This is a genomic window from Streptomyces sp. NPDC057939 (assembly GCF_042887545.1).
GTDB lineage: Bacteria > Actinomycetota > Actinomycetes > Streptomycetales > Streptomycetaceae > Streptomyces.
In genome coordinates this window covers 34,862-59,493 of sequence record NZ_JBHVPG010000049.1, presented here as the reverse complement: position 1 = coordinate 59,493, position 24,632 = coordinate 34,862, and the positions used below count along the sequence as shown (strand labels likewise).

Annotated in this window: 18 protein-coding genes; 7 read left to right on the top strand and 11 right to left on the bottom strand. The window is 74.9% G+C overall.

Annotated elements, in window-relative coordinates:
- Positions 1-107: 107 nt before the first annotated feature.
- The gene (locus ACFVS6_RS34450; protein ID WP_389710254.1) at positions 108-932 is read left to right on the top strand and encodes a hypothetical protein; all 825 of its coding nucleotides are present in this window, start codon (positions 108-110) and stop codon (positions 930-932) included.
- Positions 929-1,663, top strand: coding sequence for a class F sortase (locus tag ACFVS6_RS34445; RefSeq protein WP_389710241.1), 735 nt, complete (start codon positions 929-931; stop codon positions 1,661-1,663). The genes ACFVS6_RS34450 and ACFVS6_RS34445 overlap by 4 nt, the downstream gene beginning before the upstream one ends.
- Before the next feature lie 47 nt (positions 1,664-1,710).
- Here the strand turns inward: ACFVS6_RS34445 and ACFVS6_RS34440 are convergent, their stop codons facing one another.
- The 5 genes from ACFVS6_RS34440 to ACFVS6_RS34420 form a co-directional block, all read right to left on the bottom strand.
- Complete coding sequence (locus ACFVS6_RS34440; protein ID WP_389710239.1) at positions 1,711-2,217, bottom strand: hypothetical protein; 507 nt, start codon at positions 2,215-2,217, stop codon at positions 1,711-1,713.
- A gap of 137 nt (positions 2,218-2,354) precedes the next feature.
- A complete protein-coding gene (locus ACFVS6_RS34435; protein WP_389710237.1) occupies positions 2,355-3,365 on the bottom strand; it encodes a quinone oxidoreductase family protein in 1,011 nt (336 codons plus the stop codon).
- Positions 3,366-3,756: 391 nt separating this feature from the next.
- Positions 3,757-5,349, bottom strand: a complete 1,593-nt coding sequence (locus ACFVS6_RS34430) for a TfuA-like protein (RefSeq protein ID WP_389710235.1) — start codon at positions 5,347-5,349, stop codon at positions 3,757-3,759.
- 4 nt (positions 5,350-5,353) lie between these two features.
- Positions 5,354-6,625 carry a YcaO-like family protein gene (locus ACFVS6_RS34425; protein ID WP_389710233.1) on the bottom strand — a complete coding sequence of 424 codons (1,272 nt, stop codon included), beginning with the start codon at positions 6,623-6,625 and terminating at the stop codon, positions 5,354-5,356.
- A gap of 496 nt (positions 6,626-7,121) precedes the next feature.
- On the bottom strand, positions 7,122-8,060 hold the full coding sequence (locus ACFVS6_RS34420; protein WP_389710231.1) for an oxidoreductase: 939 nt from the start codon (positions 8,058-8,060) through the stop codon (positions 7,122-7,124).
- Positions 8,061-8,815: 755 nt separating this feature from the next.
- Between ACFVS6_RS34420 and ACFVS6_RS34415 the strand changes: the two genes are divergently transcribed.
- On the top strand, positions 8,816-11,611 hold the full coding sequence (locus tag ACFVS6_RS34415; protein ID WP_389710229.1) for a LuxR C-terminal-related transcriptional regulator: 2,796 nt from the start codon (positions 8,816-8,818) through the stop codon (positions 11,609-11,611).
- Positions 11,612-11,675: 64 nt separating this feature from the next.
- Here ACFVS6_RS34415 and ACFVS6_RS34410 read toward each other — a convergent pair whose 3' ends face one another.
- Positions 11,676-12,473 (bottom strand): nitrilase-related carbon-nitrogen hydrolase, encoded by a 798-nt coding sequence (locus tag ACFVS6_RS34410; RefSeq protein ID WP_389710227.1) that lies wholly within the window; start codon positions 12,471-12,473, stop codon positions 11,676-11,678.
- Between the two features lie 28 nt (positions 12,474-12,501).
- A complete protein-coding gene (locus tag ACFVS6_RS34405) occupies positions 12,502-13,920 on the bottom strand; it encodes a purine-cytosine permease family protein (protein WP_389710252.1) in 1,419 nt (472 codons plus the stop codon).
- 255 nt (positions 13,921-14,175) lie between these two features.
- Here ACFVS6_RS34405 and ACFVS6_RS34400 point away from each other — a divergent pair, with 255 nt between their 5' ends.
- From ACFVS6_RS34400 to ACFVS6_RS34390, 3 genes are all read left to right on the top strand, one after another.
- Positions 14,176-15,507 carry an aspartate aminotransferase family protein gene (locus tag ACFVS6_RS34400; RefSeq protein ID WP_389710226.1) on the top strand — a complete coding sequence of 444 codons (1,332 nt, stop codon included), beginning with the start codon at positions 14,176-14,178 and terminating at the stop codon, positions 15,505-15,507.
- Between the two features lie 177 nt (positions 15,508-15,684).
- Positions 15,685-17,166 carry a peptide MFS transporter gene (locus tag ACFVS6_RS34395; protein WP_389710224.1) on the top strand — a complete coding sequence of 494 codons (1,482 nt, stop codon included), beginning with the start codon at positions 15,685-15,687 and terminating at the stop codon, positions 17,164-17,166.
- 85 nt (positions 17,167-17,251) lie between these two features.
- Entirely contained in the window at positions 17,252-17,518 is a 267-nt protein-coding gene (locus ACFVS6_RS34390) for a hypothetical protein (protein WP_389710222.1), read from the top strand.
- Positions 17,519-17,583: 65 nt separating this feature from the next.
- Here the strand turns inward: ACFVS6_RS34390 and ACFVS6_RS34385 are convergent, their stop codons facing one another.
- The 3 genes from ACFVS6_RS34385 to ACFVS6_RS34375 all read right to left on the bottom strand — a co-directional run bounded on the left by ACFVS6_RS34385 (position 17,584) and on the right by ACFVS6_RS34375 (position 22,260).
- Positions 17,584-18,888 (bottom strand): bifunctional 3,4-dihydroxy-2-butanone-4-phosphate synthase/GTP cyclohydrolase II, encoded by a 1,305-nt coding sequence (locus ACFVS6_RS34385; RefSeq protein ID WP_389710221.1) that lies wholly within the window; start codon positions 18,886-18,888, stop codon positions 17,584-17,586.
- 496 nt (positions 18,889-19,384) lie between these two features.
- A complete protein-coding gene (locus ACFVS6_RS34380; protein WP_389710219.1) occupies positions 19,385-20,725 on the bottom strand; it encodes an MFS transporter in 1,341 nt (446 codons plus the stop codon).
- Positions 20,722-22,260 (bottom strand): alkyl sulfatase dimerization domain-containing protein, encoded by a 1,539-nt coding sequence (locus ACFVS6_RS34375; protein ID WP_389710217.1) that lies wholly within the window; start codon positions 22,258-22,260, stop codon positions 20,722-20,724. Before ACFVS6_RS34375 ends, ACFVS6_RS34380 begins: the two co-directional genes overlap by 4 nt.
- 219 nt (positions 22,261-22,479) lie before the next feature.
- Between ACFVS6_RS34375 and ACFVS6_RS34370 the strand changes: the two genes are divergently transcribed.
- Positions 22,480-23,679 carry a PucR family transcriptional regulator gene (locus ACFVS6_RS34370; protein ID WP_389710215.1) on the top strand — a complete coding sequence of 400 codons (1,200 nt, stop codon included), beginning with the start codon at positions 22,480-22,482 and terminating at the stop codon, positions 23,677-23,679.
- A 113-nt stretch (positions 23,680-23,792) separates the two neighbouring features.
- On the opposite strand, the gene ACFVS6_RS34365 is transcribed toward ACFVS6_RS34370, so the two are convergent.
- Entirely contained in the window at positions 23,793-24,530 is a 738-nt protein-coding gene (locus tag ACFVS6_RS34365) for an aquaporin (RefSeq protein ID WP_389710213.1), read from the bottom strand.
- Positions 24,531-24,632 lie beyond the last annotated feature (102 nt).

Sequence of the window (24,632 nt, the reverse complement as noted above, 5' to 3'; positions counted from 1 at the left end):
TGCGGTTGGGGCTTCGAAGAAGCAACGGAGATCCCCTCCCGGGGATCATTTCACCCGTGCGATCCGTGATTCCCCTACCGGGAATCCGAGGAACAGGAGCGAATGTGATAGTCAAGCGCGCCGGCCGCCGCCTCGTGGTCATCTCCGCCGTGCCCGCCGCGGTGTTCCTGACCCTGGGCCTTTCCGGCCCGGCTCTCGCCGAGGAGGGCAAGTCGTACCAGATCGACCTGGCGCAACTGAACGACTCGGGCTCACGCGGGACGGTCATGCTGAGCCTCAGGGGCAAACAGCTGACGGTGCAGATCGAGTCCGAGGGGATGGTGCCCGGACAACCCTCGGCCCAGCACCTGCACGGTTCGACCAAGGGGCACGACTTCCACTGCCCCGACGCCAGTGACGACACCAACGGCGACGGGATCCTCAACAACACCGAGGCGACCGTCGACTACGGCGACATCAACATCTCGCTCACCACGTCCGGTGACACCAAGGCGACCAGCGGTCTCGCGGTGGACCGCATGCCCGTCGCCGACAAGGCGGGCAAGCTCTCCTACCAGCGGACGATCACTGTCGGGCAGGACGTGGTCGACCACATCAAGGACCTGCACGTCGTGCAACACGGCATCGACCGCAACGACAACGACAAGTACGACGTCGACGGCGCCGGCAAGAGCGAGCTCGACCCGAAGCTGCCCCAGGAGGCCACGGCTCCGACCAACTGCGGTGAGGTCAAGGGCGCCGCCGTTGGGTCCGTCCCGGTCGGCGCCATCGAGACCGGCGGCGGCTCCCCGCAGGACATGGCGGTGCCGCTGGCGACGACGGCCGGCGTCGCGGTCCTCGCGTACGCGGCCCTGGCCGGCGCGATGACCCTCGTGCGGAAGCGGGCCACCGTGACCCCGGGCCCCGTACCGACCGAGGAGGACGCCGCGTGAAGGGCGCCCGGTCCTCCACGCGCGCGATGTCCGCGGCGCGGCCCCGCCGGCGACGGACCGCGGTACCCCTCGCAGCGGCGGCCCTGGGCACACTGCTGCTGGTCGGGTGCGGCGGCCAGGACCCGGCGCCGCAGGAGCGCGCCGCGCAGGCCGCGGCACCGGCCCAGGGGGCCGCCCCCACCGGTGAGGCGTCCACCGGCGGCCACGGAGGGGCCGCCGGCGGGTCACAGGACGGTACGGGCGCCGGTACGGGAACCGGCAGGGGAGAACCCGCCCTCGCCCGGTCGGAACCCCAGAAGATCACGATCCCGTCGCTCGGCCTCTCCAGTTCCCTGGAAACGCTGAGGCTCAACGGGGACGGAACGATGCAGACCCCGAAGGACCCCGGTCTCGCGGGCTGGTACGAACCGGGGCCGACGCCCGGCTCCCAGGGTCCCGCGGTGATCGCCGGCCACGTCACCTGGAACGGCGCCTCGGCCGTCTTCGAGAAGCTCAGGACGATGAAGGCCGGAGACACCATCAAGGTGACGCGGCGGGACAAGAAGACCGTCACGTTCACGGTGAACAAGGTCGCCGAATACCCGAAGGCCGCCTTCCCCACACTGGAGGTGTACAAGAACCTCGACCACGCGGGCCTTCGCCTGGTCACCTGCGGCGGCGACTTCGACCCGAAGAAGCACTACTACGACAGCAACGTCGTCGTCTACGCCCGTATGACGGGGACGGCGTGACGGGGACCGCGTGACGGGTCCTCCGCGACGGCCAATGCGGCCGCCCGTCAGGCCGGTTGCCGCGCACGGGTCGAGAAGTGCCCGCGCGCCCCGGGCAGGTACATGAACACGGCGGCCGCCGTGGCCACCAGGTCGGGGAGCGCCGCGAACAGCTCCCCACCGTCCGGCCACGGCCCGTTCATGCCGGAATCGGCGAACGACAGCAGCAGGCTCAGCGCCGTGAGGACGGCCAGCACCGTCCGGGCCCGGCCCCGACCGGCCCTCACACACCAACCCAGGGTCAGCCAGACGGCAAGCAGGACCGCCATCACGGCACCCGACAGGGCGAGTTGGCGGTAGGCGCCGGCCCGGCCGGACACCTCGCTCAGCTCGTTCAGGCCCGTGGGCGCGATCAGGAACGAACCCGACACCCAGACCAGGAGCTCCACCACGACGGCCAGGACGGTGAGCCCCCACGCGACCTCGATCTCCCGGGGCCGCCGCCGGCCCGGAGGACCGGCCTCCGTCCTGCCCGTCCCACCGATCCCGTCCGCCCCGCCCGCCCGGTCCATCATCCGCAGCCTCCTCGCCGTCCGACCGGTGAGAGGCACACAGGAGGAATCCGGTTCCACCACCCGCGCATCCGTTACCAACGCCCCGGGCGTTTCCTCGACATCCCAGTCCCCAAGACCCCCGACGTCGTCACCCGCGATCAGCTCTGCGCATCCTCGCGGCGTCCGATCGCGGCCGCACCGGGTACGACGAGCAGCTTGCCGGTGGTACGCCGGGCCTCCAGATCGCTGTGGGCCCGGGCGGCCTCGGACAACGCGTACCGGCCCGTCACGGTGACCTCAAGTGCCTTGGAGCGCACCCACTCGAACACATCCGCGGCCCGTCGGAGCAGCTCGGGCCGATCGGCGATGAAGTCCCCGAGGCTGGGCCGGATCAGGGTCAGCGAACCGCCGTGGGCGAGCCGAATCGGATCGAACGGCGGCACGGCACCACTTGCCGCACCGAAGAGCACGAGATGGCCGCGGGTTCGCAGGCCGGCGAGGCTCGCGTCGAAGGTGTGCGCGCCGACGCCGTCGAAGACGACCGGCACCCCCTGACCGCCGTTGAGCCGCCTCACCTCGGCTGCGAGATCGTCGACCGCGGAGGAAAGGATCACCTCGGCGGCCCCGGCACGCTTCGCCGACACGGCCTTCGCCGCGGTCGACGTCGTGCCGATCACCCTGCCGCCGAGATGGGTGACGAGCTGGGTCAACAGCAGCCCCATGCCGCCGGCAGCCGCATGCACGAGCACCGTTTCGCCCGCCTGAACCGGGTAGGCGTCCTTGACGAGATAGTGCGCGGTCATGCCTTGGAGGAGCACGGCGGCGGCTGTCTCGAAGTCGATGTCGTCGGGCAGCGGCACCAGCCGGGAGGAGTCGACGACGGCCCGCTCGGCGTACGTGCCGGGGATCTCCACCCAACCGACCCGGTCCCCGACTGCGACGTCGGCGACGCCGGGTCCGACTTCGACGACCGTGCCGGCGCCCTCGGTGCCCGGCGTGAAGGGCAGCGGCAGGCTGTACCGGCCTTCGCGGTGGTAGACGTCGAGGTAATTGACCCCGGATGCGGCGACCTCCACGACCGCCTCGCCCGGACCCGGCCGCGGCTGGTCCACCTCGGCCTCCCGCAGCACCTCGGGACCGCCCACTTCGTACACCTGAATCGCTCGCATGCCCCCTCCAACCCCGTCGACGGCGCCCCGATTCCCGGCAGGCAGCTCCGACTCCGGTCCCACGATCACCACCGCGAACACGCCCACTCGCCGGCCAACCACCCGCGAGCCGCGCCCAACCCAACGAGGCAATACACCAACGCGACGCGAGGACGAGGGGCATGAGGGATCTCCAGGGGGCCGGTCCGGTCGATCGGGCGGTCGCCCGATCTCCCCTCCATGCTGGGAAGCGCAGCTCAGCGGCGGTATGAGGATTCCCGTCCGGCCCGGTGCGGTTTCCCGCGGTGTCCATCCTGCGGAAAACCGCAGGGTGCGCGCCGGCCCGCCCCTTCCGGGCCGGCCGTTCGCGCTCGGCGGCCCCCGGGAACGGTACGAGGACCGGGAGAGGGGGTCACGGGGCCGCGGGTTCGGCCGCGGACGCCACGAGGAACGGCAGGTGGGCGCGGACGGTGCCGACGAAGTCGGCGAGGTCGAGGAAGCCGCGCTCCCGCAGCGCCGGCAGGACCTCCGTGGCATCGGCGACCCGCCAGGCCCGCAGCAGCCGCGCGCACTGCGCGGCGGTCTGCGACTCCTCCTCCTCGGCCGGGACCACGACGGCGCGGGCCGCGACCAGGTCGGCGGCGGTCCGTGCGAACGCCGGGTGGTCGACGAGGGCGGCGACGACGGGAGTGAGCCAGTCCAGCAGCGTGGTGGCGCGCCACATCCGGGTCGCCAACAGGGCGGACGCCCGCACCGTGGGCAGCGCACGTTCGCGGGGGCGCAGGAGCTCCGCGTACGGTGCGTCCCCGGGCCCGTCGGTCGGGAGGCGCAGTGCGCGGAGCCCGGCCGCGAGCTCGGCCATGACGTCGCCGGTCCGGGGGGCGGGTTCGGGTCCGGGCTCGGGTCCCTCCAGGGTGGCGAGCAGTTCCCGGGCGGCGAGGTCGCGCAGGAAGTCGGGGAAGCCGGGCCAGGTCAGCGCCATCGCCTCGGCGACCTGCTCGCAGCCCACGTCCGCCGGGCCCGCGGAAGGGGCACGGTCGGCGGATCCGTTGTCGGGTACGGGTACGGGGCCGGTCGACCCGGCACCGGCCGCCGGTGCCGGGACGTGCCCGCCCGGCGGGACGGCGGCCGGGCGCGGCAGCGGGGTGGAGCGCCAGGCCCGCAGGAACACGGTTTCGGAGAGCGGGGTGGGCAGGCCCCGGTAGGTGAGCCGGCCGCTGTCGCCGTCGACCCGGGGGCGCTCGCCCGGACCCCGGCCCGGGCGGCTCGCGAGGTGACGCACGGCGGTCAGGGCGTCACGACGCTTGATGCGGGGGCCGCCCCGGGCGTACCCGGCGGCGAACGCGCCCAGCTCGCCGGTGTCGCCTCCCGAGCGGCGGGCGGCGTCCAGCACGGTGGGGGAGTCGCGCCAGGAGAAGGGCAGCCGCCGGGCGGCGTCGACGATCAGGTCACCGGTGGCCCGGCCGATCGTCCCGGTGCGGACGGCGTGGCGCACCGCATGGCGCAGGTCCACCAGGGCCCAGCCGAGCGGCCGGTGGTCGGCCTCGGCGTCGGCGTGGACCAGCGCGACCTCGTCGTCCGCGACGATCTCCCCGTCGCGGTAGGCGCGGAACACGGATCCGATGCCCACCATGCCGAACGGTGCGAGCTCCGCGGCGCGCAGCGCGCCCATGCTGGAGGCCCCGTACACCTCGACGCCCTGGTCGAGGAGGGCCAGCAGCTCCTTGTGGCGCACGGCGCGGGACTGGAGGAAGAGGCCGTCGATGACGAGGAGGCGGTCCCCCGCGCGCAGGCCCCAGCGCAGGACCTGGCCCGCGGCGACGGGCTCGCGGACCTCGGCGCCCGGCAGGTACCGGAGCACCTCGGCGCGCGTCAGGGTCGGGCCGACGGTGACGACGGTGCGGGTGGTGCCGTTGGCGTGCGAGGCGTGCGAGGCGTGGTCGGTGTGGGGCGTGTGCACGGCGCTCGTGGTGCGGTCGGAGTGGGTCGCGCGGCCGGTGGTCATCACGTCAGCTCCAGGCCTTGTGGTCGAAGGCGGTGCCCGGGACGACGACGCGCACGACCGCGAAGGGCGAGCCGGCGGGTGTCAGGTCCGTGCGGAGCACGCGCAGGCCCTGGCGTTCGGCCAGGCGCGTGAGCCGCCGGAGGTCCGCGTCGAGGTCGCGCGCCGCCGGGTGGTCGTCCGCGGGTGCGTCCCGGTGTCGGGCCAGGAGCACGTCACTGTCCGGACCGTCCGGGTGGGAGCCGCTCCGGGCGTCCGGACGGCCGATGGTGAAGTGGGTGGGCGGCAGGTCGTCACGGGCTCCGGCGACCGCGGTCAGCCGGGACTGGACCGCCTCGGTGACCGCCCGGGAGAGGGCGACGTCGGCGTCCGGGTGGGTCCCCGACCCGGAGAACCAGGCCGGCACGCTCGACGACCACACGCGCGCCGCGAACGTGGGAACCCCCCACGGGCCCGTGCAGTCCACCGCCTCGACGACGGCGCCGGCCGCCGCGCACCTGCGCAGGACGGTCGCGGCCGCGCCGGCCCGGCCGGCGCGGACCGGTACGGCCCGCGGCCACAGGCTCCCGGCGGCGTGGGCGCGGGCGAGGTCCGCCCGCTCGACGACCTCCAGCAACGCGTGCAGGGTGGCCTCGGTGAGGGTGTTCCCGCCGGCGAGCCCGTTGCTGGAGGTTCCCGAACCGCTCGGCGGCCTCCAGCCGCGGTGGACCCGCAGGTCAACGGTGACGGCCGCGGTCGGCAGCCACGTCGGGCCGCCGTCGATCAGGTCCTCGGCGGGGCACCAGCGCAGGGGAGCGGTGGGCTGCGGCCGGTGGCCGGGGGTGGTGCCGAGGGCGTACGGGTCGTAGGTGAGCTCCCCGGCGAGGCCCGCGGTGCTCGCCGTGATGGCGTCGGGCCGCTCCTGCTCGGCGGCGTACGACTCGTAGGACTCCATGGCCGCCGACACGCGGGCCAGTGCGTGCGTGAACCCCTTGCCCTGGGAGACGGACAGGTTGCGGGAGTTGGGACGGACCGCCTGCCAGACCGGCACGCCGATGTCGTCGAGGCCCGTCAGGTCGGCCACGCGGGTGATCCCGGCGTCCGCCAGCAAGGGTCGCAGCCGCCGCCAGGTGGTCTCGGCGTCGACGACGCGGTGGGTGCCCAGCCGTTCGACGCTCCGTTCCGCAGCCGACGGGGAGGTGCCCGCCACGGGGACGCGGGCCAGGGGCGGGCGGGGGGCGGGCGGGCGGGTTCGGGAGGTCGGCTGGGTCCGGCTGGTCGGCTGGGTCCGGCTTGTCATGGGGGAGGGTCGCTTTCGGGAGGGGCTGGGGGAGGCCGCCCAGGGCCCGTCGTCGAAGTCGCGTCGTCGCCCGGAGGGCGGAGGGGAGTTCGACGACGGGCCCTCGGACGGTCGGCCGCGCTCTCGGGCTTCGTGGGCGGGACGCGGTGCGGCCGGGGACCGCCGGTGGGCGGTGCCCCGGCCGGGGGGAGGGCGCGGAGCGAGGGCGTCCGGGGGGAACCCGCGCGGCTCGCGCTCGTCCGATCTCCGCTACCGGCTCACGAGCACGGTGGCCGAGGTGGCGCCGAACTCCTGTTCCAGCGTCCGGGCCAGCTCCGTCGCGAGGTCCGCCGAGAGCTGTGCCGTGAGTTCCGTCGCTACTTCCGCCATGGTGATCATCTCCGTTCGGGTGCTTCGACGCGGGCTGTCCGCGCCTTCCCCACGAGAACACCACGGGGCGGACGGGGCCCGTGTCCTCCGATCGGTCCATCGAGGGGATGACGGGGTGCGCGGCACCTCAGCAGGCCGACAGCGCCCGCTCCCAGTGCACGCCCGTCAGGGCCTCGGAGGCCTCCCAGAGGCGGCCGGCGGTCGACTCGTCGTAGGCGTGGTCCGCGGCGTGCTCGATCGAGGGGACCCCGCGCAGGGAGCCCGGGCCGCCCGGCCCGAAGTACTGCCCGCCCTGCCCGTCGGGATCCGACGCGGCCCGCACCACGGGCCACGCGCCCCGGTCCTTGCCCTGCGCCATCACCGCGAGCGGCCGGCTGCGGAGCCGGTGCGACAGCGACGGCTCCCACATCGGGGGCCGGGCGGGTGTGAGGCCGTCCACGGCCCAGCCGGGATGCGCGGCCAGGCTCTCCACGGCGGACCCCGCGGCGCGCAGCCGGCGGTCCAGCTCGAACGCGAACAGCATGGCGGCGAGCTTGGACCGTCCGTAGGCCCGCATCGACCGGTACGAGCCCCGGCCGTGCAGGTCGTCGAAGTCGATCCTGGCCCGCGTGTGGGTGAGGCTGCCCAGCGAGACCACGCGCGCCGAGCCGGCGCTCACGAGCGCCGGCAGCAGCTGGAGGGTCAGGGCGAAGGGGCCGAGGTGGTTGGTGCCGAGCATCAGCTCGAAACCGTCGCGCGTCTCGGTGCGGTGGGGAGCGGCGGTGACCCCGGCGTTGTTGACGAGGATGTCCAGGGGACCCGCGGCGCGGATGGTGTCGGCCGCCTCGCGCACCGACTCCAGATCCGCGAGGTCGAGGCGGACCGTGGTGAACAGGACGTCGGGCGCGGAGCGGGCCAGCGCCGCGACGGCGGCCCGGGTCCGTTCGGGGCTGCGTCCCGCGAGGGTCACGTGGGCGCCGGCCGAGGCGAGTTGCTCGGCGACGAAGAAGCCGATTCCGGCCGTGCCGCCCGTGACGACGGCGGACCTGCCGCGGAGGTCGGGCAGGAGCCGGGTGTTCCAGGACATGGGATTCCTTGGGTGGATGAGTGGGTCAACTGTGGTGGGAGCACGGCCGGGAACCGGCGTCGCCGCAAGCCCGCGGCGCGGGCCAACCGGTGACGCGCGGCAGCCGCGGGGCGCGGAACGGGGTCCGGGCCCCGTCCGCCGCGTCGATCGGGTCCCCGGCCCGGGCGGTGACGGTGCGCGGAGCGGTGGCCGAGTCGCGTGAGGACCGGAACGGGCGCGGTGCGTGCATGACGTGAACCTTTCCGTGGAGTTTTCCGATGTCCAGCACACCGTGTGCCCCCGCCGCACCCCGTCCTACGACCGGCCCTTCGTCAGGAGGAACCTGCGGGGCGTCACCCCGTGCGGGACGGACCGGCGTTGGGCGCGTCGGGGAGCGCACCCGCCCCGCTCCCCGGCCGCCCCGCCTGCCGGCTGTCGTCCATCCGGTCGGACTCCGGGCGGTGTTCGCCGTCCGGAGTCCGACCGGACGGAGGACACCGTACGGGTCGGGCCCGGGGCGAAGGTGGGGAGGGCCGGGGCATGCCCCCGCCGCCCGCGCCCCCGTTGGGACGGCCGTTCCGAGTACCGCCGATCTGAGTGGTGACCACTCACGACATCCACGGTTCCCGCCGGAAGACTGGGCCGCGGTCCCACAGATCCTCCAGAGGTACTGCTCATGCACGTCCGTCGCGACACCGACGCCCACAAGGCGTGCGTCGCCCCGCCCGGCGCCGCCCTCCGGCCCCGGCCGGCGGTGTGACACCGCGGTGACCGCGATGTACACGACCGGCTCACCCACCGGGACCGCACCGGCCACCGCCGCCGGGTCCACCGAGGCCGCCACGGCTCCGGGAACGCCCTGGCCGCTCGTGGGCCGTGACCCGTACGTACGGGCCTTCACGCGGGACCTCGCCGACCCGGACCGCGACGGTTTCCTCGTCCTCGGTCCGGCCGGCGCGGGCTGCTCCCGGCTGGCCCGCGAGTGCCTCGCCCGGGCCGCCCGGGCGGGGCACGCCACCTTGGCGGTACGGGCCACCACCGCCGGAGCCGACGTACCGTTCGGAGCCGTGGCCCACCTGCTGCCCCCGGACGCCCGCGCGCTGCCACCGGCCGCACTGCACGCCGAGGCCGGCCGCGGCCTCGACCGCCGGCGGGCCGGCCGCCCAGGACGGCAGGTGCTGTTCGTCGACGACCTGCACCACCTCGATCCCGACTCCGCCCTGCTGGTGCGCCGCCTGATGGACGACCAGCAGGTCTTCCTGCTGGCGACGGCCCGGTCCGCCCCGCCCGGGGGAAGGCCCCCGACCGCCGTGGCTACGCTGACCGACGAGGACCGCGTACGCCGCGTCGACCTGCCCCTGTTGGACCGCGCCCGCACCGCCCTGCTGCTGGAGCGGACCCTCGGCCTGCCGGTGACGGACCGCACCCTGGGCCTCCTCTTCGCCCTGAGCGACGGGAACCCGCTGTACCTGCGCGAACTCGTCCGGGGCGCCCTGGCCGGTGGGGCCCTCACCGGCGACGGGCGGATCTGGGACCTGGACGCGGCCGAGGTGCCGCTCACCCCGTACCTCGTCGACCGCGTCCACGACGAGGTACGGCCGTACGACGCCTCCCCGGTGCTGGAAGCGCTGGCCGTGTGCGGGCCGCTGCCGCTGCACCACCTGCTGGACCTGGCCGGCCCGCGGGCCGTGGACGCCCTGGAGCGCGCCGCCCTGATCGCCGTCCGGACGGACGGTCGTCGCCGTGACGTCGGCCTGGTCCTGCCGCTGCACGCCAGGGTGCTGCGCGAGGGACTGACGGAGGTCCGGCGCAGGGACCTGCTGTTGCGCAGCGCCGCCCTGACGGAGCGTTCCGGGGCCCGTCGGGAGGGGGACCCCGGTCTGATCGCCGTCCGGCTGCTGGAGGCGACGGGCCACGGCCACCCCGAACCCCTGGACCCGGAGACCGTGCGGGCCTCGGACACGGCCGACCCGGGGCGGGCCCGCCGGCTCCTCGAAGCGGTGCCCGAGGGGCAGCACGGCGTGGCGGCCCTGCTCCTGCTGGCCGAGGCCCGCTACCGGGCGGGCGAGTGCGCCGCCGCCGAGCGGACGCTGGCACGGGCGGCGGCCCTCGCCCGGACCGAGGAGGACACCCTGCTCGTCCTCGGGGCCCGGGTGCACAACCTCGTCCACGGCCTGGGCTCACCGCCCGCCGTGTGCCGGGCGGTGATCGAGGCGGCCCGCCCCCGGGTGCGCGGCGAGGCCGGTGTCAGGGAGCTGGCCCTGGCCGAGGCCGTGGTGGCCCAGGGGACCGGCGACGGCGCCCGGGCGCTGGAACTGACCGCGCCGCTGGTGCCCGTGGGCGGCCCGCACGAAGCCCCGACGGACAGCGTCCGGTTGCGGGCCTGCCTGGTCCGCTCCTTGGCCCTGGGCACCCTGGGACGGGGCGAGGAGGCGGTGGAGTGGGCCCGGGCGGCGGTCGACGCCCCCGTACCGCACGAGGCCGCCGTCTACACCGGGTTGGTCATGGAGGCGGCGAAGCAACGGGTGCTCGTGCAGGCCCTGGTGACCGCCGGGCGGCTGCCGGAGGCCCGGGCGTACGGTCGCCCGGCGCACGAGGCCCGGTCGGCGGTACGCGACCACGAGAGTCGGCGTCTGGTCCTCGCCCTGGGCCGCGCCGAGCTGGCCGCGGGCCGGCTGGACCGGGCGCGGAGGCTCTTCGCGGACGCCGCGCACGCCTCGCGCAGGCAGCGGACGGGCGTGTTCGCCCAAGCGTCCGGCCTGCTCGCGGTGGCCGCCGCCCAACAGGGCGACCTCGCCACGGCCGCGGCGGCCGTCGCCGAGGGTCGGGCCGCCGCCGGCCGGCCCGACGGCGACGCCCCGCCGACCGCCGGACCGTCCGACGACGCCGAGCACGTCGACGTCCCCGAGCTGCTGCTCGGCGAAGCCTGGCGGTACGCGTGCGGCGGCGAACTCGGCCGGGCGCGGGAACAGTTGCGGCGGGGCGCGGCCGAGGCCCTGCGGCTCGGCCGACGGGGACGCGAGTCCCTCTTCCTCACCGATCTCGTACGGCTCGGTGACGCGGCCTGGGCCGCGCCGCGGCTGGCGGCGCTCGCGGAGGCGGTCCCCGAACCCGCCCACCTGCTCCGGGCGGGGTTCGCCGGGGCCTGGGCCGCCCGGGACGCCGCCCGGCTCCTGGCCGCCGCGGTCGAACTGGAGGACCGGGGCGCGCTGCTGCTCGCCGCCGAATGCCGGAGCACGGCCGCCGCGGCGCTGCGTCAGGGCGGCCGGGAACGGCAGGCCCGGGCGGCCGAGCGGGAGGTGCACGCGCTCGTCGAACGCTGCGGGGGTGCCCGTACCCCCGTCCTGCAGATCCTCGGGGCCCACCGCGGTCTGACCCTGCGGGAGACGGAGATCTCCCTGCTCGCGGCGCGGGGCCTCACCGACAAGGCGATCGGTCGACTGCTGCACCTCTCGCACCGGACCGTCGAGAACCACCTGCACCGCGTGTACGGCAAGCTCGGCGTCGCCGGCCGCCGGGAGCTCGCCGCGCGTCTGCTGCGCGCGACGGCACCGGTGGCCGGCGAAGGATGAGCGGACGGGGGACCGGAAGGACGCGGACGTGTGCCCCCTCGGCGGCGGGCCGAGGGGGCACCACTCAGGAGCGGACCGGAGCCGGGATGCCGAGGACCCGGTCGCGCAGCACCGGAAGCTCCTTGCGGACGCGACCGACCTCGGAGATGTCGAGCTCGACGGTCACCACCTGTTCGCCCGGACCGCCCTCGGCCAGTACCCCGCCCCACGGGTGCACCACCATGCTGTGCCCGGCCTGGCACACCCCGCCGTGCTCGCCCGCCGCCACGCAGGTGAGCAGGTACACCTGCTCCTCGACCGCGCGGGTGCGGGCGAAGAGCCTGAGGTGCTCCAACCGTCCGGCCGGCCACGCCGCGGGGACGACGATCAGCTCGGCGCCGGCGTCGACCAGGGCCCGGAAGAGCTCGGGGAAGCGCAGGTCGTAGCAGATCGCCAGGCCGAGCGTCCCGAAGTCGGTGGGGAGGGTGGTCGCCGCGTCGCCCGCCCCGAGCAGCACGGCCTCGCCGCTGTCGAACCCGTAGCGGTGGATCTTGCGGTAGTGGCCGCGCAGTTCGCCGTCCCGGTCGAAGACCAGCGCCGTGTTGTACAGGGTGCCGTCACGGCCGCGTTCCAGGATCGACCCGGCGTGCAGCCACACACCGGCCGCCCGGGCGGCCCGGGCCATGAGCGCGACGGTGGGCCCGTCCAGACCCTCCGCGTCGCGGTCCCACGTGTCGTGCGCCCACGCCCCGGCGGTCCAGAGCTCGGGCAGTACGACGAGGTCGTCGCCGGCCCGCCGCACCACCGAACGGAGCACACGGGAGCGACGGTCCTCGGCGTTCTCGGAGGCGTCGACACGGAGCTGGATGAGTGAGGCGCGCATGGTTTCTCTCCTGTCGGAAGGGGGGGGCTCAGGGGCTGCGCGGGTGAGTGGCACGGCCGAGCAGGGCGCCGACGGCGATGCCGGCCACCCAGCCCAGGCCGTACCGGCCCGGCCAGGTCGAGGCGAGGGGACCGTCGAACCAGGCGACCCGGGTGAAGAGCAGTCCGGTGCCGACGGCCAAGGCCCAGGCCGCGATGCGGCCGGGAGAGAAACCCGCGCGGTACCAGTACGGGCCGGTGGGGCGGACGTCGAGCAGCCCGGCCGGGTCGTAGGCCCGTCGGCGCAGCATGTCCGCGACGAACACCCCGGTCCAGGCGGAGAAGGCCACCGAGAGCAGGGTGAGGAAGGACACGAAGGTGCTCTGGAAGCTCCGGGCGACCGCCATGATCAGCGTCCCGAGGACCAGGCTCACGGCCGCGTTCAGGGAGACCGCCCACACCCGGGGCAGCCGAACTCCCAGGGTCTGCGCGGTGAACCCGGCGGAGTACATCGACATCGCGTTGATCAGGACCATGCCGGCGACCGCGGTCAGCAGGTAGGGCACGGCGAGCCACACGGGCAGCAGTCCGCCGATGAACGCGACGGGGTCGGGGGCCGCGGCCAGGCCCGGGTTCCCGACGGCGAGGACCGCGCCCACGATGACGAGCGGCGTGACCACGAGGCCCGCCCCGGCGACGGTGGTGGCGACCATCGCCGTCGCGGAGGCGGTCCGGGGCAGGTACCGGGTGAAGTCCGGCGCGGAGGGCACCCAGCTGATCCCGCCCGCCGCGATCGTGCCGATACCGGCGACGAGCACGGCCGTCGAGCCGCCGGAGCGGTGCCACACGGCGGACCAGTCGGTGGTGGCCGCCACCCGGGCGATCACCAGGACGCTGAACCCGCCGAACAGACAGGCCGCCCACAGACCGGCCCGCAGCAGGGCCGACCGGCCGAGGCCGGACACGACGAAACTGCCCGTCACGAACAGCGCGAGCGCCGCGACGATCAGCGCCGTGCTCTCCCCGACCCCCGTCACCAGACGCAGGACGGTGAGCAGCGCGTAGGCGCCGGTGACGGCGTTGATGGTCTCCCAGCCCCAGCGGGCCACCCAGATCACCGTGCCGGGCAGCAGGTTGCCGCGGGTACCGAACACGGCCCGGGCGAGCGCGAGTCCGGGAGCCCCGCCGCGCCTGCCGGCGACGGAGACGATGCCGACGATCCCGTACGAGACCACGGGCGCGACGACCGCCACGATCAGGACCTGCGCCAGGGAGAGATGGCCCGCGACGGTCAGCCCCGCGCCCATGGCCAACAGCAGCACGCTCGTGTTGCCGGCCATCCAGGTGGGGAACAGGCCGCGGATCCGGGCCGTGCGCTCCTCGTCGGGCACCGGCTCCAGGCCCCGGGTCTCGACGGCGTCCGCCAGCCGCCGGCCGATGGGTCGCCGACCGGGGGGCCGGTGACCCATCGGCCGGTGACCTGGGGAGTGGTGACCGACGGGCCGGACGAGGGGAGTCATGACGCCACCGTGTCACCGCGCCCGGGCCGCCCCTGTCCTCCGGTCGGAGGAGCGGCAGCAGGGCGGACGCCGCCCCGACCGCTCCTCTGCACCATCGATCGAATGCATGACCGCCCGGCCGCGGTCGCGCTCCTAGCGTGGGATCGGCGTCCAGTGCGGCCGGCCAACGGACCCGACGGCGGCGCCCCGCCGAAGGAGAACGTGATGAAGCCCAGAACCCTCGCAGGGGCCGACGTCCGCGCCGGCCGGAACATCGTCCCGCCGCGACGCCCGTACCCGGTGCTGCTGCCGAGGGGGGTGATCGGCAGGGAACCGGCGGAGCGGCTGTGCCTGGTCCGCGGACGCGGGGCCCTGGTGTGGGACAGCGCCGGACGGCAACTCGTCGACACCCTCGCGGGCCTCGGCCAGTGCGCCGTCGGCTACGGGCGCACCGAACTGGCCGACGCCGCCGCGGCCCAGATGCGCGAACTGGCCGCCTTCCCCCTGCACGCGGGACCCGTCAACGAACCCGCACTGCTCCTCGCCGAGCGGCTGGCCGAGCTGTCGCCCGTCGCCGGCAGTCGGGTGTCCTTCACCAGTTCGGGCAGCGAGGGCGTGGAGACCGCCCTCAAACTGGCCCGGCTCGCCCACTTCCAGCACGACGGCAGCGACCGCCCCCTCGTCCTGGCGCTCGACGGCGGCTACCACGGCATGACGGCCGGAGCCCTCGCGGTGACCACGTCGCCCGCGGCCCACCGCGGACTCGGCCCGCCGTCCGGGCACGTGCTCCGGCTGACCAGGCCGGATCCCTCGCGACTCGGTCCGCACCCCGTGCCCGCGCTCCTCGCCGAACTCGAACGTGCCCTCGCCAGGGCCGGTCCGCACCGGGTGTCCGCCCTCATCGGCGAACCGGTCCTGGGCTTCGCCGGCAACATCGTTCCCCCGGAAGGCTATTGGCCCGGAGTCCGCCGCGTCCTGGACGACCACGGCATCCTGCTGATCGCCGACGAGGTCGCCACCGGATACGGCCGCACCGGGGACTGGTTCGCCTCGCCCCGATTCGGCATGTGCCCCGACCTGGTGGTCACCGCCAAAGCCCTGACCAGCGGCTACATACCGATGGGTGCCGTCCTGACGGGGGAGCGGGCGCTGCGTATGCTGGACGGTTTCCCGCTGCTGCACGGCTTCACCGCGAGCGGGCACGCCACCGCCGCGGCCGTCGCCCTGGCCAACCTGGACATCATCGAGCGGGAGCGGCTCGCGCAGCGCGCGGCGGAGACCGGCGCCCGACTGCTCGCGGCCCTGCGGCCGCTGGAGGAACTGCCCTGGGTCCGCGCGGTGCGCGGCTGCGGCCTGATGCTCGCCGTCGAGTTCACCGAGGACCCGGCCGTCGCCGAACGGGCCCGGCTGCTGCCGGGAAGGGCGGCCGAGGCCGGGGTCCTGATCCCGACCGCCCACCCCGTCATCCGGCTCACCCCGCCCCTGGTGATCACCGACGTGCAGGCGCAGCGCATCGCCGACGTGGTGACGGGCGAGGTGCGCCGCCTGGGCGGCTGACCCGGAGGGTCGCCATGCGTCCGCCGAGGCGTCCGTGGGGAGGGCGGACGCCACCGAACGGCGGAACTCCGCCGGACCCGCGCGGCCCGCCGGGCCGGGCCACCGCACCTGCGCCCCCGCTCCGACGTACGTTGCAGCTGTCATCGCGCATGCCGGAACCAGGAGTACGGGGGCACCGTGGGCACAGAGGCCCGGGAAGTCGAACCGCGGACGTTCTTCGGACACCCCCGAGGACTCGCGACGCTGTTCCTCACCGAGATGTGGGAGCGGTTCAGCTACTACGGCATGCGCGCCCTGCTGGCCGTCTACCTGGCGGCTCCGGTGGCCGAGGGCGGCCTCGGCTACTCCACCGGCACGGCCGTGGCCATCTACAGCGTGTACGTCTCCATGGTGTACCTGCTGACGCTGCCGGGAGGTTGGGTCTCCGACCGCTTCCTCGGACCCCGGCGGTCCGTCACGACGGCCTGCGTGATCATCATGATCGGGCACTTCCTGCTGGCCGTGCCCACGACGGCGTTCTTCTTCGCCGGGCTGTTCTTCGTCGCGGTCGGCTCGGGCCTGGTCAAGGCCAACATCTCGACGATGGTCGGCCACCTCTACCAGGGGCCGTTGGAGGAGCGCCGGGACAGCGCCTTCACGATCTTCTACATGGGCATCAACCTCGGTGCCTTCTTCGCCCCGCTGGTCATCGGCACGATCGGGCAGAAGGTCAGCTACCACCTCGGGTTCGCGGTGGCCGGCGTGGGCATGGCCCTGGGCCTGGCCCAGTACCTGTTGGGCCGGCGTTCGCTGAGTCCGCACAGCGATCTCGTCCCCTCGCCGATGGACGCGACCGCGCGCCGGGCCATGCTGCGCAAGGGGCTGCTCTGGCTGCTCGTACCGATCGTCTTCTACCTCGTCGTCGGCCTGTCCGGGCACTACACCCTCAACTGGGTGATGGTCCCGCTCACGGTGATCGGGCTGGTCTTCCCGGCATGGACCCTCGCGCGCATCCGGCGCGACCCGGAACTGACCGCGGCCGAGAAGTCCCGGGTGTCGGGCTACATCTGGCTGTTCGTCGTGGCCGCCGTCTTCTGGATGGTCTACGACCAGGGCGGCTCCACCCTCAACATCTTCGCCGACGAGAACACCGACACCACGTTGTTCGGCTTCGACTTCCCCTCCAGTTGGTTCCAATCGCTGAACCCGCTGTTCATCATGGCGCTCGGCCCCGTGTTCGCCTGGCTGTGGCAGTGGTTGGCCCGCCGGGACCGCGAACCCTCCACACCGGCGAAGTTCGGAATGGGACTCATCCTGGTGGGCCTGTCGTTCGCCGTGTTCCTGCTGGCCCTGGCGGCCGCGGAGGGCGGCACGCAGGTCTCGCCGCTCTGGCTCGCCCTCATCTTCCTGATCCAGACGGTGGGCGAGCTGTGCCTGTCGCCGGTCGGCCTGTCGGCGACGACGAAGCTCGCGCCGGAGAAGTACGGCAGCCAGATGATGGGCGTCTGGTTCCTCGCGGTGACCGCGGGCGACTGCGCCACCTCGCTCGCCGCCATCGCCGGGGCGAACCTCAACAGCATTCCGTTCGTGGCGATCGAGGTGCTGGTGGCCGTGGCGGTGGGCGTGGCCATGCTGCTGGCCCGCAAGACCGTGGCCGCCCGGTTCCTCGGCCACCACTGAGGTCCGTGCTCCGTTCGGTCGGCGAGGGGACGGAGCGGGCCCGCCGCGGCGGCGGCACCGGCGCGGCCGCCCTACCGTGGGACGCGTGAACGGATACGCGGCGGTCCACGAGGTACGGGCGAGCGGGACGGACGGACCCCCCTTCGACGGGACGGTCCCCGACGGGATCGGCACGGTCCACGCGGCCGAGACGGACGACTCCGGGACGGCGCCGGGACCGGTCACCCTCTGCGGCATGAGCACTGCGGGCCTGCGCCCGACGCCCGGCGACCGGCCCGGGGAGGCCGGGCAGGCCTGGTGGCCGCCCATCAGCGGCGTGGTGATCTGCGCGACCTGCGACCGCGACACCTGACCGGCCGCGACACCTGACCGGCCGCGAGGCCGTATCGGCCTCGCGGCGGTGCCGGGGGTGCGTGGTTACGAGACCAGCCAGGGCAGTTGGTGGCCCATCCGGTCCCGCTTGGTCACCAGGTACCGGATGTTGTGGTCGCCGGCCGGCGCGGCGAGCGGCTCCGTCCGGCCGACCCGTACGCCGTGGTCCGCGAGGGAGGCCGTCTTGGCGGGATTGTTGGTCAGCAGCCGGCAGGCGTGGACGCCCAGGTCCTTCAGGACGTCCGCGGCGGCCCCGTAGTCCCGGGCGTCGGCGGGCAGCCCGAGGTCCAGGTTCGCGTCCACCGTGTCACGGCCCGCCTCCTGGAGCTCGTACGCGCGCAGCTTCTGCACCAGGCCGATGCCGCGCCCCTCGTGGTCGGGCAGGTAGAGCACCACCCCGCGTCCGTGCGCGGCGATGCGGCGCAGGGCCTCGTCCAGTTGCGGGCCGCAGTCGCACCGCAGCGAGCCGAAGACGTCCCCGGTCAGGCAGGCGGAGTGCAGCCGGACCGGCACGTCCGCGTCGGTGCCGGGCAGCTCGCCGTGCTCGTCGAGACCGCCCGCGACGAGGGCGACGTACTCGGAGTCCGTGTCCGTGGCCCGGTAGCCGACCGCGGTGAATTCGCCGAAGGGCGTGGGAAGGGCGACGGTCGCGACGCGCTCCACCACGGGCTCGGTCCGGCGCCGGTACGCGGCCAGGTCCTCGATCGAGATCACCGCGAGACCGTGGGCCTCGGCCAGGACCAGCAGCTCGGGCAGCCGGGCCATGGTCCCGTCGTCGTTGACGACCTCCGCAATCACCCCGACGGGCGGGAGACCGGCCAGGCGCATCAGGTCGACGGAGGCCTCGGTGTGCCCGGGGCGGACCAGTACGCCGCCCTCGACGGCCCGCAGCGGGAACACGTGCCCCGGACGGGTCAGGTCGCCCGGGCCGGTGGCGGGATCGGCGAGGAGCCGTACGGTGCGGGCGCGGTCCGCGGCGGAGATCCCGGTGGTGATGCCGTCCCGCGCGTCGGTGGACACGCTGTAGGCGGTTCCCTTCGGGTCCTCGTTGACCGTGGTCATCGGGGGCAGCCGGAGGTCGTCGAGGGCGTCCGCGGGCATGGGGGCGCAGATGACGCCGGAGGTGTGGCGGACGGTGAACGCCATCAGGGCCGGAGTGGCGTGCACGGCCGCGAACACCAGGTCGCCCTCGTTCTCCCGGTCCTCGTCGTCGACGACGATCACGGGACGGCCCGCCGAGATCTCCGCGACGGCGTGCTCGACGGAGTCGAGGACCCCGTGCGCGGCGTGCGGACCGCGCGGGCGCTCGGTGGAACCGGTGGCGGTGGCGGTGGTGGGGGTGCTGGTCATGGCAGGGGCCCTCCGGCCTTCGTCCCGACGCCGCCCCGGTGGCGGGCGTGGGGGGTCTCTCCGAGTAGGCCGGCCCGGGGGCCCCGGCCGTGTCCTCCGATCGGGCGAGCGGGGGTCGCGCACTGAGTGGTTCCGGGGCGGGTGCATGTGAGTGGTCCGGGTCGGAGACAGGGCGGCGGGGGCGACGTAGCGTGGGCGCAGCGCACGGGAGGCCCGTGGGGGGACGACGCCCGTGCGCCCCCTCGCGCGGTCCTGCGGGCCGACCCTCTCCGTACCGGGAGACGGTCGGCGGCCGCGCGAGCCCCGCGGAGCGGCCGCGGGCGCACGTGCTCGGCTCGACAGGTGTGCCCGCGGCTCCGCTCCGTGTTCGGCGGCGGTGGTGGCAGGTGGACGGCGAGGCGGAACGTCGCCCCGGGGACTGGCCGCCACCGCCGCCGACTCCCTCCCCGGACGACGGGGCGCGCCGGCACGGCGTTCCCGCCGGTGACGCGGGGGATCAGGGCTCCGGGACGCCCAGACGGAGCGCGTCCCGTTCCGGGCGGAGGAACAGCGCCGCGAGCAGGCCGGCGAGGGCGAGGAGCGCGGCGGTCAGGAGCCAGGCGTGCGTGTAACCGGTCACCGCTGTCGGCGCCGCGTCCACCACCCGGCCCAGGACCAACGGGGCCAGCACCCCGCCCAGGGAGGCGACGCCGACCACGGTTCCGAGGACGACGCCCCGCAGGCGGGGCGTCGTGATGCGGCCGCAGGCGGTCTGGCCGACCGTCATCATCACCATGGACAGGCCCATGCCCAGCATCATCGGCAGCTTCAGCCACAGGACCTGCGCGGTGACGAACACCGCGACCGCCACCGCGGAGCAGACCATCAGCAGCCCCGCGCCCGCTCCGGACGGCAGGCGCCGGCGCCCAGCGGCCGACGGGCGCCGGCTCAACATGCCGTGGCCGAGCAGTACCGCGGCGTTGCCGAGCGCTCCGGCGGCGACCGCGATGCCGACCTGGTGCGTGTCCCAGCCCAGGGCGGTGTGCAGGTAGTCCGGGACCCAGGTCAGCTGCGAGCTCATCAGCCAGTAGGCGGCGAAGCACCCGAAGCCCCCGGCGAGGACGGTGGGCGACAGCAGGATCCGCCGGAGCGACGGTTCGCCGACGCCGGCGACCCGGGCCGCGGCAGGAGGGCCCGACGCGTCCGAGGGGCCCGCTGCGTCCCGGCGGCGGCCCCGTCCGGTGAGCGGCGGCGCGAGCTGCCCCTCGCCGCCGCGCACCGCCCACACGGCCGCCCAGAGGAGGCCCGCGCAGCCGACGGCGCCGAAGGCCCAGCGCCATCCCCACCAGCCGATCACCAACGACAGGGCGGGGGCCGCGACCGCCACGCCGACGGCCGCGCCGACCAACAGGACGGCCGTGGGCAGGGTGCGTTCGCGCTGCGGGAACCAGCCGTACAGGTGGTGCACCGCGACCGGTGCGGCCGGGCCCTCCGCCGCGCCGAGCAGCACCCGGGTGGCGATCAGCGTCCCGAACCCGGCGGAGGCGGCCAGCATCGGCAGCTGGGCCGCGGACCAGGCCAGCGCCATCAGCAACAGCAGGACGGTGGTGCGCACCGTGCGGGTGAGCAGGGAGACGCCGATCGCCGACAGCGAGAAGAGGGCGAAGAACGCCGCCTGGGTGGCGCCGAACTCCTGCCGGTTAAGGCCGAGTTCCCGCATGATCTCGGGGCCGGCCAGGCCCAGTACCGCCTTGTCGGCGAAGTTGACGACCATGAACAGCAGCAACATCCAGGCGGTGGCCCAGGCCCCGGGCGGCGCGGGAGCGCCGTCGGGCGGGCGGGTGGAGCAGACCGTCATGCCTGGCTGCCGTCGGTACCGCGACCGCCGGCCGCGAACTCCTCGGCGTCGGGGTCGCTCCGGCCCGTCCCCCCGGTGGCTCCGGTCTTCTGCGTCTTCTGCGTCCTCTCCGTCCCCCCGGTCTCCTCGGGGGGTGCGTCGCCCTCGTCGGTCAGGCCCACGCCGATCCGGCCCGCCGCGCGCCGCGCGCCCTGGGGCGTGCGGGCCAGCTCCGTGGCCACGTCCGTCCGTTCGACCAGCGCGGAGGATTCGGCGGCGGCCCAGGCGAAGATGCCGCGGGCCATCGTCGACTGTTCGACCCCGGCCCGGGCGGTGTAGACACGGGCCCGGATCCGGGCCACCTCGACGTCCTCGGGCGCGGCGAGGGCGGCCGTCTCGGCGAGGTGCGAGGCCAACCGGAGCCGTCCCTGTGCCAGCAGCCGCGCGGCCCTGTCGGCGAGCGCGCGGGCGCCGCCCGCGGCGGCGGCCAGTTCGGCGGCGACCTCGGCCTCCGGGGCGGGCTTGAGGTGGGCGGGGTTCAGGTCGTACCAGCCGCCCCACAGTCGCCACAGGTTGCGGACGACGAACTCGGGTTCGTCGTAGCCGGGGTGGAGGTACGGCCGGGCGAGCAACTCGTCCGGAACGCGCACCCGTTGCACCACCTCGTCCAGCCGGAGCCCCTCGTTCATGAGCGCGCGGGTCTGGTCGCACAGGGTCTCCAGCAGCCGGGCCGTGTCGGTGAGGGCCCGGTGGATCCGCTCGGCCCCGACGATCGGCACGCCGTGTCCGGGGAGCAGGAGTTCCGCGTCCAGCGCCGCCATGTCCCGCAGGGCGCGGGCCCATTCCTCGGGGTGCCGCTGGACCTTCTGCGGGTTCCCGGCGTTGGGGGCGTGCCAGATGAACAGGTCGCCGGTGCACAGCGTCCGGGCTTCGGGCACCCAGACGTAGGTGTGGTCGTCGGTCTCGCCGCGGGCGTGCACGAGTTCGAAGGTGAGGCGGCCCCGACGCAGGGTGTACCGGTCGCGGTAGGTGGTGTCGGGGTAGCGGTAGTCGGTGGGCCACTCCAGCCACGGGACGCCGAACTGGCGGCGGTTGATCCACGTGTTGTAGCCCGCGGTCCGGCGGTACCGGTCGAAGCGGGCCGCGAGGGCCTCGTGGGCGACCACCTCGGGGCCGTGGCCCTCGGCGTCGAAGGGCGCGAGCCCGCCGACGTGGTCGACGTGGCCGTGGGTGAGCACGACGGCGTGCACCGGGTCCGCGGAGAAGGCGCGCACCGCCGCGTGCCGGTCCGCGGCGGTGATCACGTCGCCGGAATCCACCAGGACCAGGCCCTCGCCCGTGTCGAAGGTCATCGAGTTGGCGAAGCCGGGATAGAAGCCGATGCCGGGGCGCACCAGGACCAGCCGGTTCCCGGTGAACTCGCCGGCCAGGTGCGCCCCGAGGTCCGCCTTGCCGTGCCACACCCGGTCGGCGTACGCGAGGTACTCCCGCGACCGTTCGTGGGTCGTACGGCCGGCGCGCGGCTCCGGGGAGGCGGGTGCGGAGGGTGCGGTCATGCGCGTGGCTCCTTCTCGGTCCGATCGGGTGGCGCGGCCGCGGTGGCCCGCCGCCCCGTCGTGGGTCGGCCGGGGCGCCGCGCCGATCGGGGGAGGTGCCGGAGCGGCGCCCCGGGAGCAGAGTCTGTGCGCGCGGGCCGGGTGGCGACACCGGCCCTCGTCACACCCGCACACGGCCATTAGGGTGACGTGTCACATATCGCGACTCTGGGGGGACGCGTGGTTTCCGACTCCGCCCGCGCACTGGCCGTGCGCTGCGAATCCCGGACCAATGCCCTGGCACGACGGATGAGCAGGGAGTTCTTCGAAAGCGTGCCGGGTTACGGAACCCTGCCCGCGGACGTCAAGGACCTGGAGATCGCGGCGACCGTACGCCACGGCGTCCGTCTCTTCCTCCGGGGCGTGATCTCCCCGCCCGCCGCCCCCGACGGATACCGGCTGTTCCGGGAGCGGGCCGCGCAGCGCGCCGAGGAGGGGGTGCCGCTCGACCTGCTCCTCCGTACGTACGCGATGGGCGTGTACGGACTGTGGCAGGTGATGCGCGAGGAGGCCGGGCCGGACGACGGACCGGCCCTCGCCGAGCTCGTGGACCTGCTGTTCCAGTCGCAGGCCGAGGTCGTGGGAGCGGTCACTCAGCACTACCTCCACCAGCGGGACGCCCTGGAGAGCGCCCGGCGCACGGACCGGACCCGGCTGGTGCGCGGCCTGCTCCACGGGGTGCTCGACCCGGACGAGGCACGCCGCGCCGGGCTCGTCCTGGACGGCCCGCTGCTGCTCCTCGCCTTCCACGCCGGGCGGGTGGACGCCCCGGACGGCCCCGTCGCGGAGCGCCGTCGCCAGCGCCGGATCCGCGCCGCCCTCCAGTCGGCCTTCGGAGCGGACGTACCGGCCCTGACGGACGGCGCGCCGGAGGAGGGCGGGGCCTGCGGCCACGCCGTCGTCCCCCGCTGCGGGGAGGTGCCCGACGACCTGGCCCGGCTCCTGGAGGAGGGCTACGGGGCGCCGGTGCGCGTGGCGGCGGCCGTCGCCACCGACGCGGCGGGCATCCCGGAGGCGGCCCGGACGGCCGGGGAGATCGTCCGGATCGCCCGGGCCCGCGGCCTGCCCGCCGGCACGGTCCACCGGCTGGACGACGTACTGCTCGAATTCCACCTGTCGCGGCCCGGTCCGAGCGGTGAACGCATCGCCGCCCTGCTCGATCCGGTGGCCGACCGGCCCGAGCTGCTGGAGACGCTGCGGACCCACCTGGAGCTGTGCCTGGACCGCCGGGCCACCGCCTCGGCGCTCGGGGTCCACCCCAACACCGTGGACAAGCGGCTGACCCGGCTGACCGCCCTGACGGGCCTCGACCTGAACTCGCCGCACGGCACCGCACTCGCGCTGGCCGCCCAACTGCTCCGCGAGGCGCCGCCCCACTGACGTCCGACCGTCCGCGCACCGGGCCACCCGGACACCGGATTGTCGACGGTCCCGCCCCCGGCGCCCGGGTGCGGGACCGTCGCGCCGCTCTCCGGCGGGCTCGGGGTCCTCGGTCAGGCCGCCGGAACCCTCAGCGTCGTCCCCCGAAGGGGTTCCGCCGACCGAAGGGCCACGACCGCCACCGGATGGAGCAACCGGTCGATGCCGGCGGCCAGGGCGCCGCCCACCAGCGGGGCCAGCAGGAACAGCCACACCTGCGACAGCGCCGGACCGCCCGCGAACAGGGCCGGGCCGAGACTGCGCGCCGGGTTCACCCCGGTGCCGGTCAGCGGGAAGCCCACGAAGACCACGGCCGCCAGGGTGAGGCCGGCCGCGGCGCCACCGACGCCCGGCGCGGCGGTCCGGCGGGTGACGCCGAGCACCACCAGGACCAGCAGCAGGGTGAGGACGGTCTCGGTCAGGAAGGCACCGGCACCGCTGATGCCCATCTCGGAGCGGACGCCCCAGCCGTTGGACCCGAAGGTCCCGTGCGTGACGAACCCGGGGATGGTGTGCGCCAGCGCGTACAGGACGGCCGCGCCGACGACGCCGCCGGCCAATTGGGCCACCGCGTAGGCCGCCGCCGTACGGGGGCCGATCCGCCGCGCCAACAGCATGCCGAGCGTGACGGCGGGATTGAGGTGGGCGCCGGAGACCGGGCCCAGGGTGTAGGCCAGGCCGACGAGGACCAGACCGAAGACGAGGGCGACGCCGGTCGGCCCGATGACGGGCGCGCCGACGGCGGCGGCCCCGACACCGAAGAAGACCAGCAGGGCGGTTCCGGCGAACTCGGAAATGACAGCTCTGTTCATCGTCGTGAGCTCCGTGACGCAGCAGGGTGAGGGACGTGGTGCTTCCTCGACTGTCCCCGCGGGGAGACCGGGGCCTTGTCGTCCCCGAGGTCCGTGCGGGGG

Bases quoted from the DNA above. Each gene is read 5' to 3' on its own strand.
- ACFVS6_RS34440 (WP_389710239.1), bottom strand. From the start codon at position 2,217: ATGATGGACCGGGCGGGCGGGGCGGACGGGATCGGTGGGACGGGCAGG.
- ACFVS6_RS34435 (WP_389710237.1), bottom strand. From the start codon at position 3,365: ATGCGAGCGATTCAGGTGTACGAAGTGGGCGGTCCCGAGGTGCTGCGG.
- ACFVS6_RS34430 (WP_389710235.1), bottom strand. From the start codon at position 5,349: ATGACCACCGGCCGCGCGACCCACTCCGACCGCACCACGAGCGCCGTG.
- ACFVS6_RS34425 (WP_389710233.1), bottom strand. From the start codon at position 6,625: ATGACAAGCCGGACCCAGCCGACCAGCCGGACCCAGCCGACCTCCCGA.
- ACFVS6_RS34420 (WP_389710231.1), bottom strand. From the start codon at position 8,060: ATGTCCTGGAACACCCGGCTCCTGCCCGACCTCCGCGGCAGGTCCGCC.
- ACFVS6_RS34415 (WP_389710229.1), top strand. From the start codon at position 8,816: ATGTACACGACCGGCTCACCCACCGGGACCGCACCGGCCACCGCCGCC.
- ACFVS6_RS34410 (WP_389710227.1), bottom strand. From the start codon at position 12,473: ATGCGCGCCTCACTCATCCAGCTCCGTGTCGACGCCTCCGAGAACGCC.
- ACFVS6_RS34405 (WP_389710252.1), bottom strand. From the start codon at position 13,920: ATGGGTCACCGGCCCCCCGGTCGGCGACCCATCGGCCGGCGGCTGGCG.
- ACFVS6_RS34400 (WP_389710226.1), top strand. From the start codon at position 14,176: ATGAAGCCCAGAACCCTCGCAGGGGCCGACGTCCGCGCCGGCCGGAAC.
- ACFVS6_RS34385 (WP_389710221.1), bottom strand. From the start codon at position 18,888: ATGACCAGCACCCCCACCACCGCCACCGCCACCGGTTCCACCGAGCGC.
- ACFVS6_RS34380 (WP_389710219.1), bottom strand. From the start codon at position 20,725: ATGACGGTCTGCTCCACCCGCCCGCCCGACGGCGCTCCCGCGCCGCCC.
- ACFVS6_RS34375 (WP_389710217.1), bottom strand. From the start codon at position 22,260: ATGACCGCACCCTCCGCACCCGCCTCCCCGGAGCCGCGCGCCGGCCGT.
- ACFVS6_RS34365 (WP_389710213.1), bottom strand. From the start codon at position 24,530: ATGAACAGAGCTGTCATTTCCGAGTTCGCCGGAACCGCCCTGCTGGTC.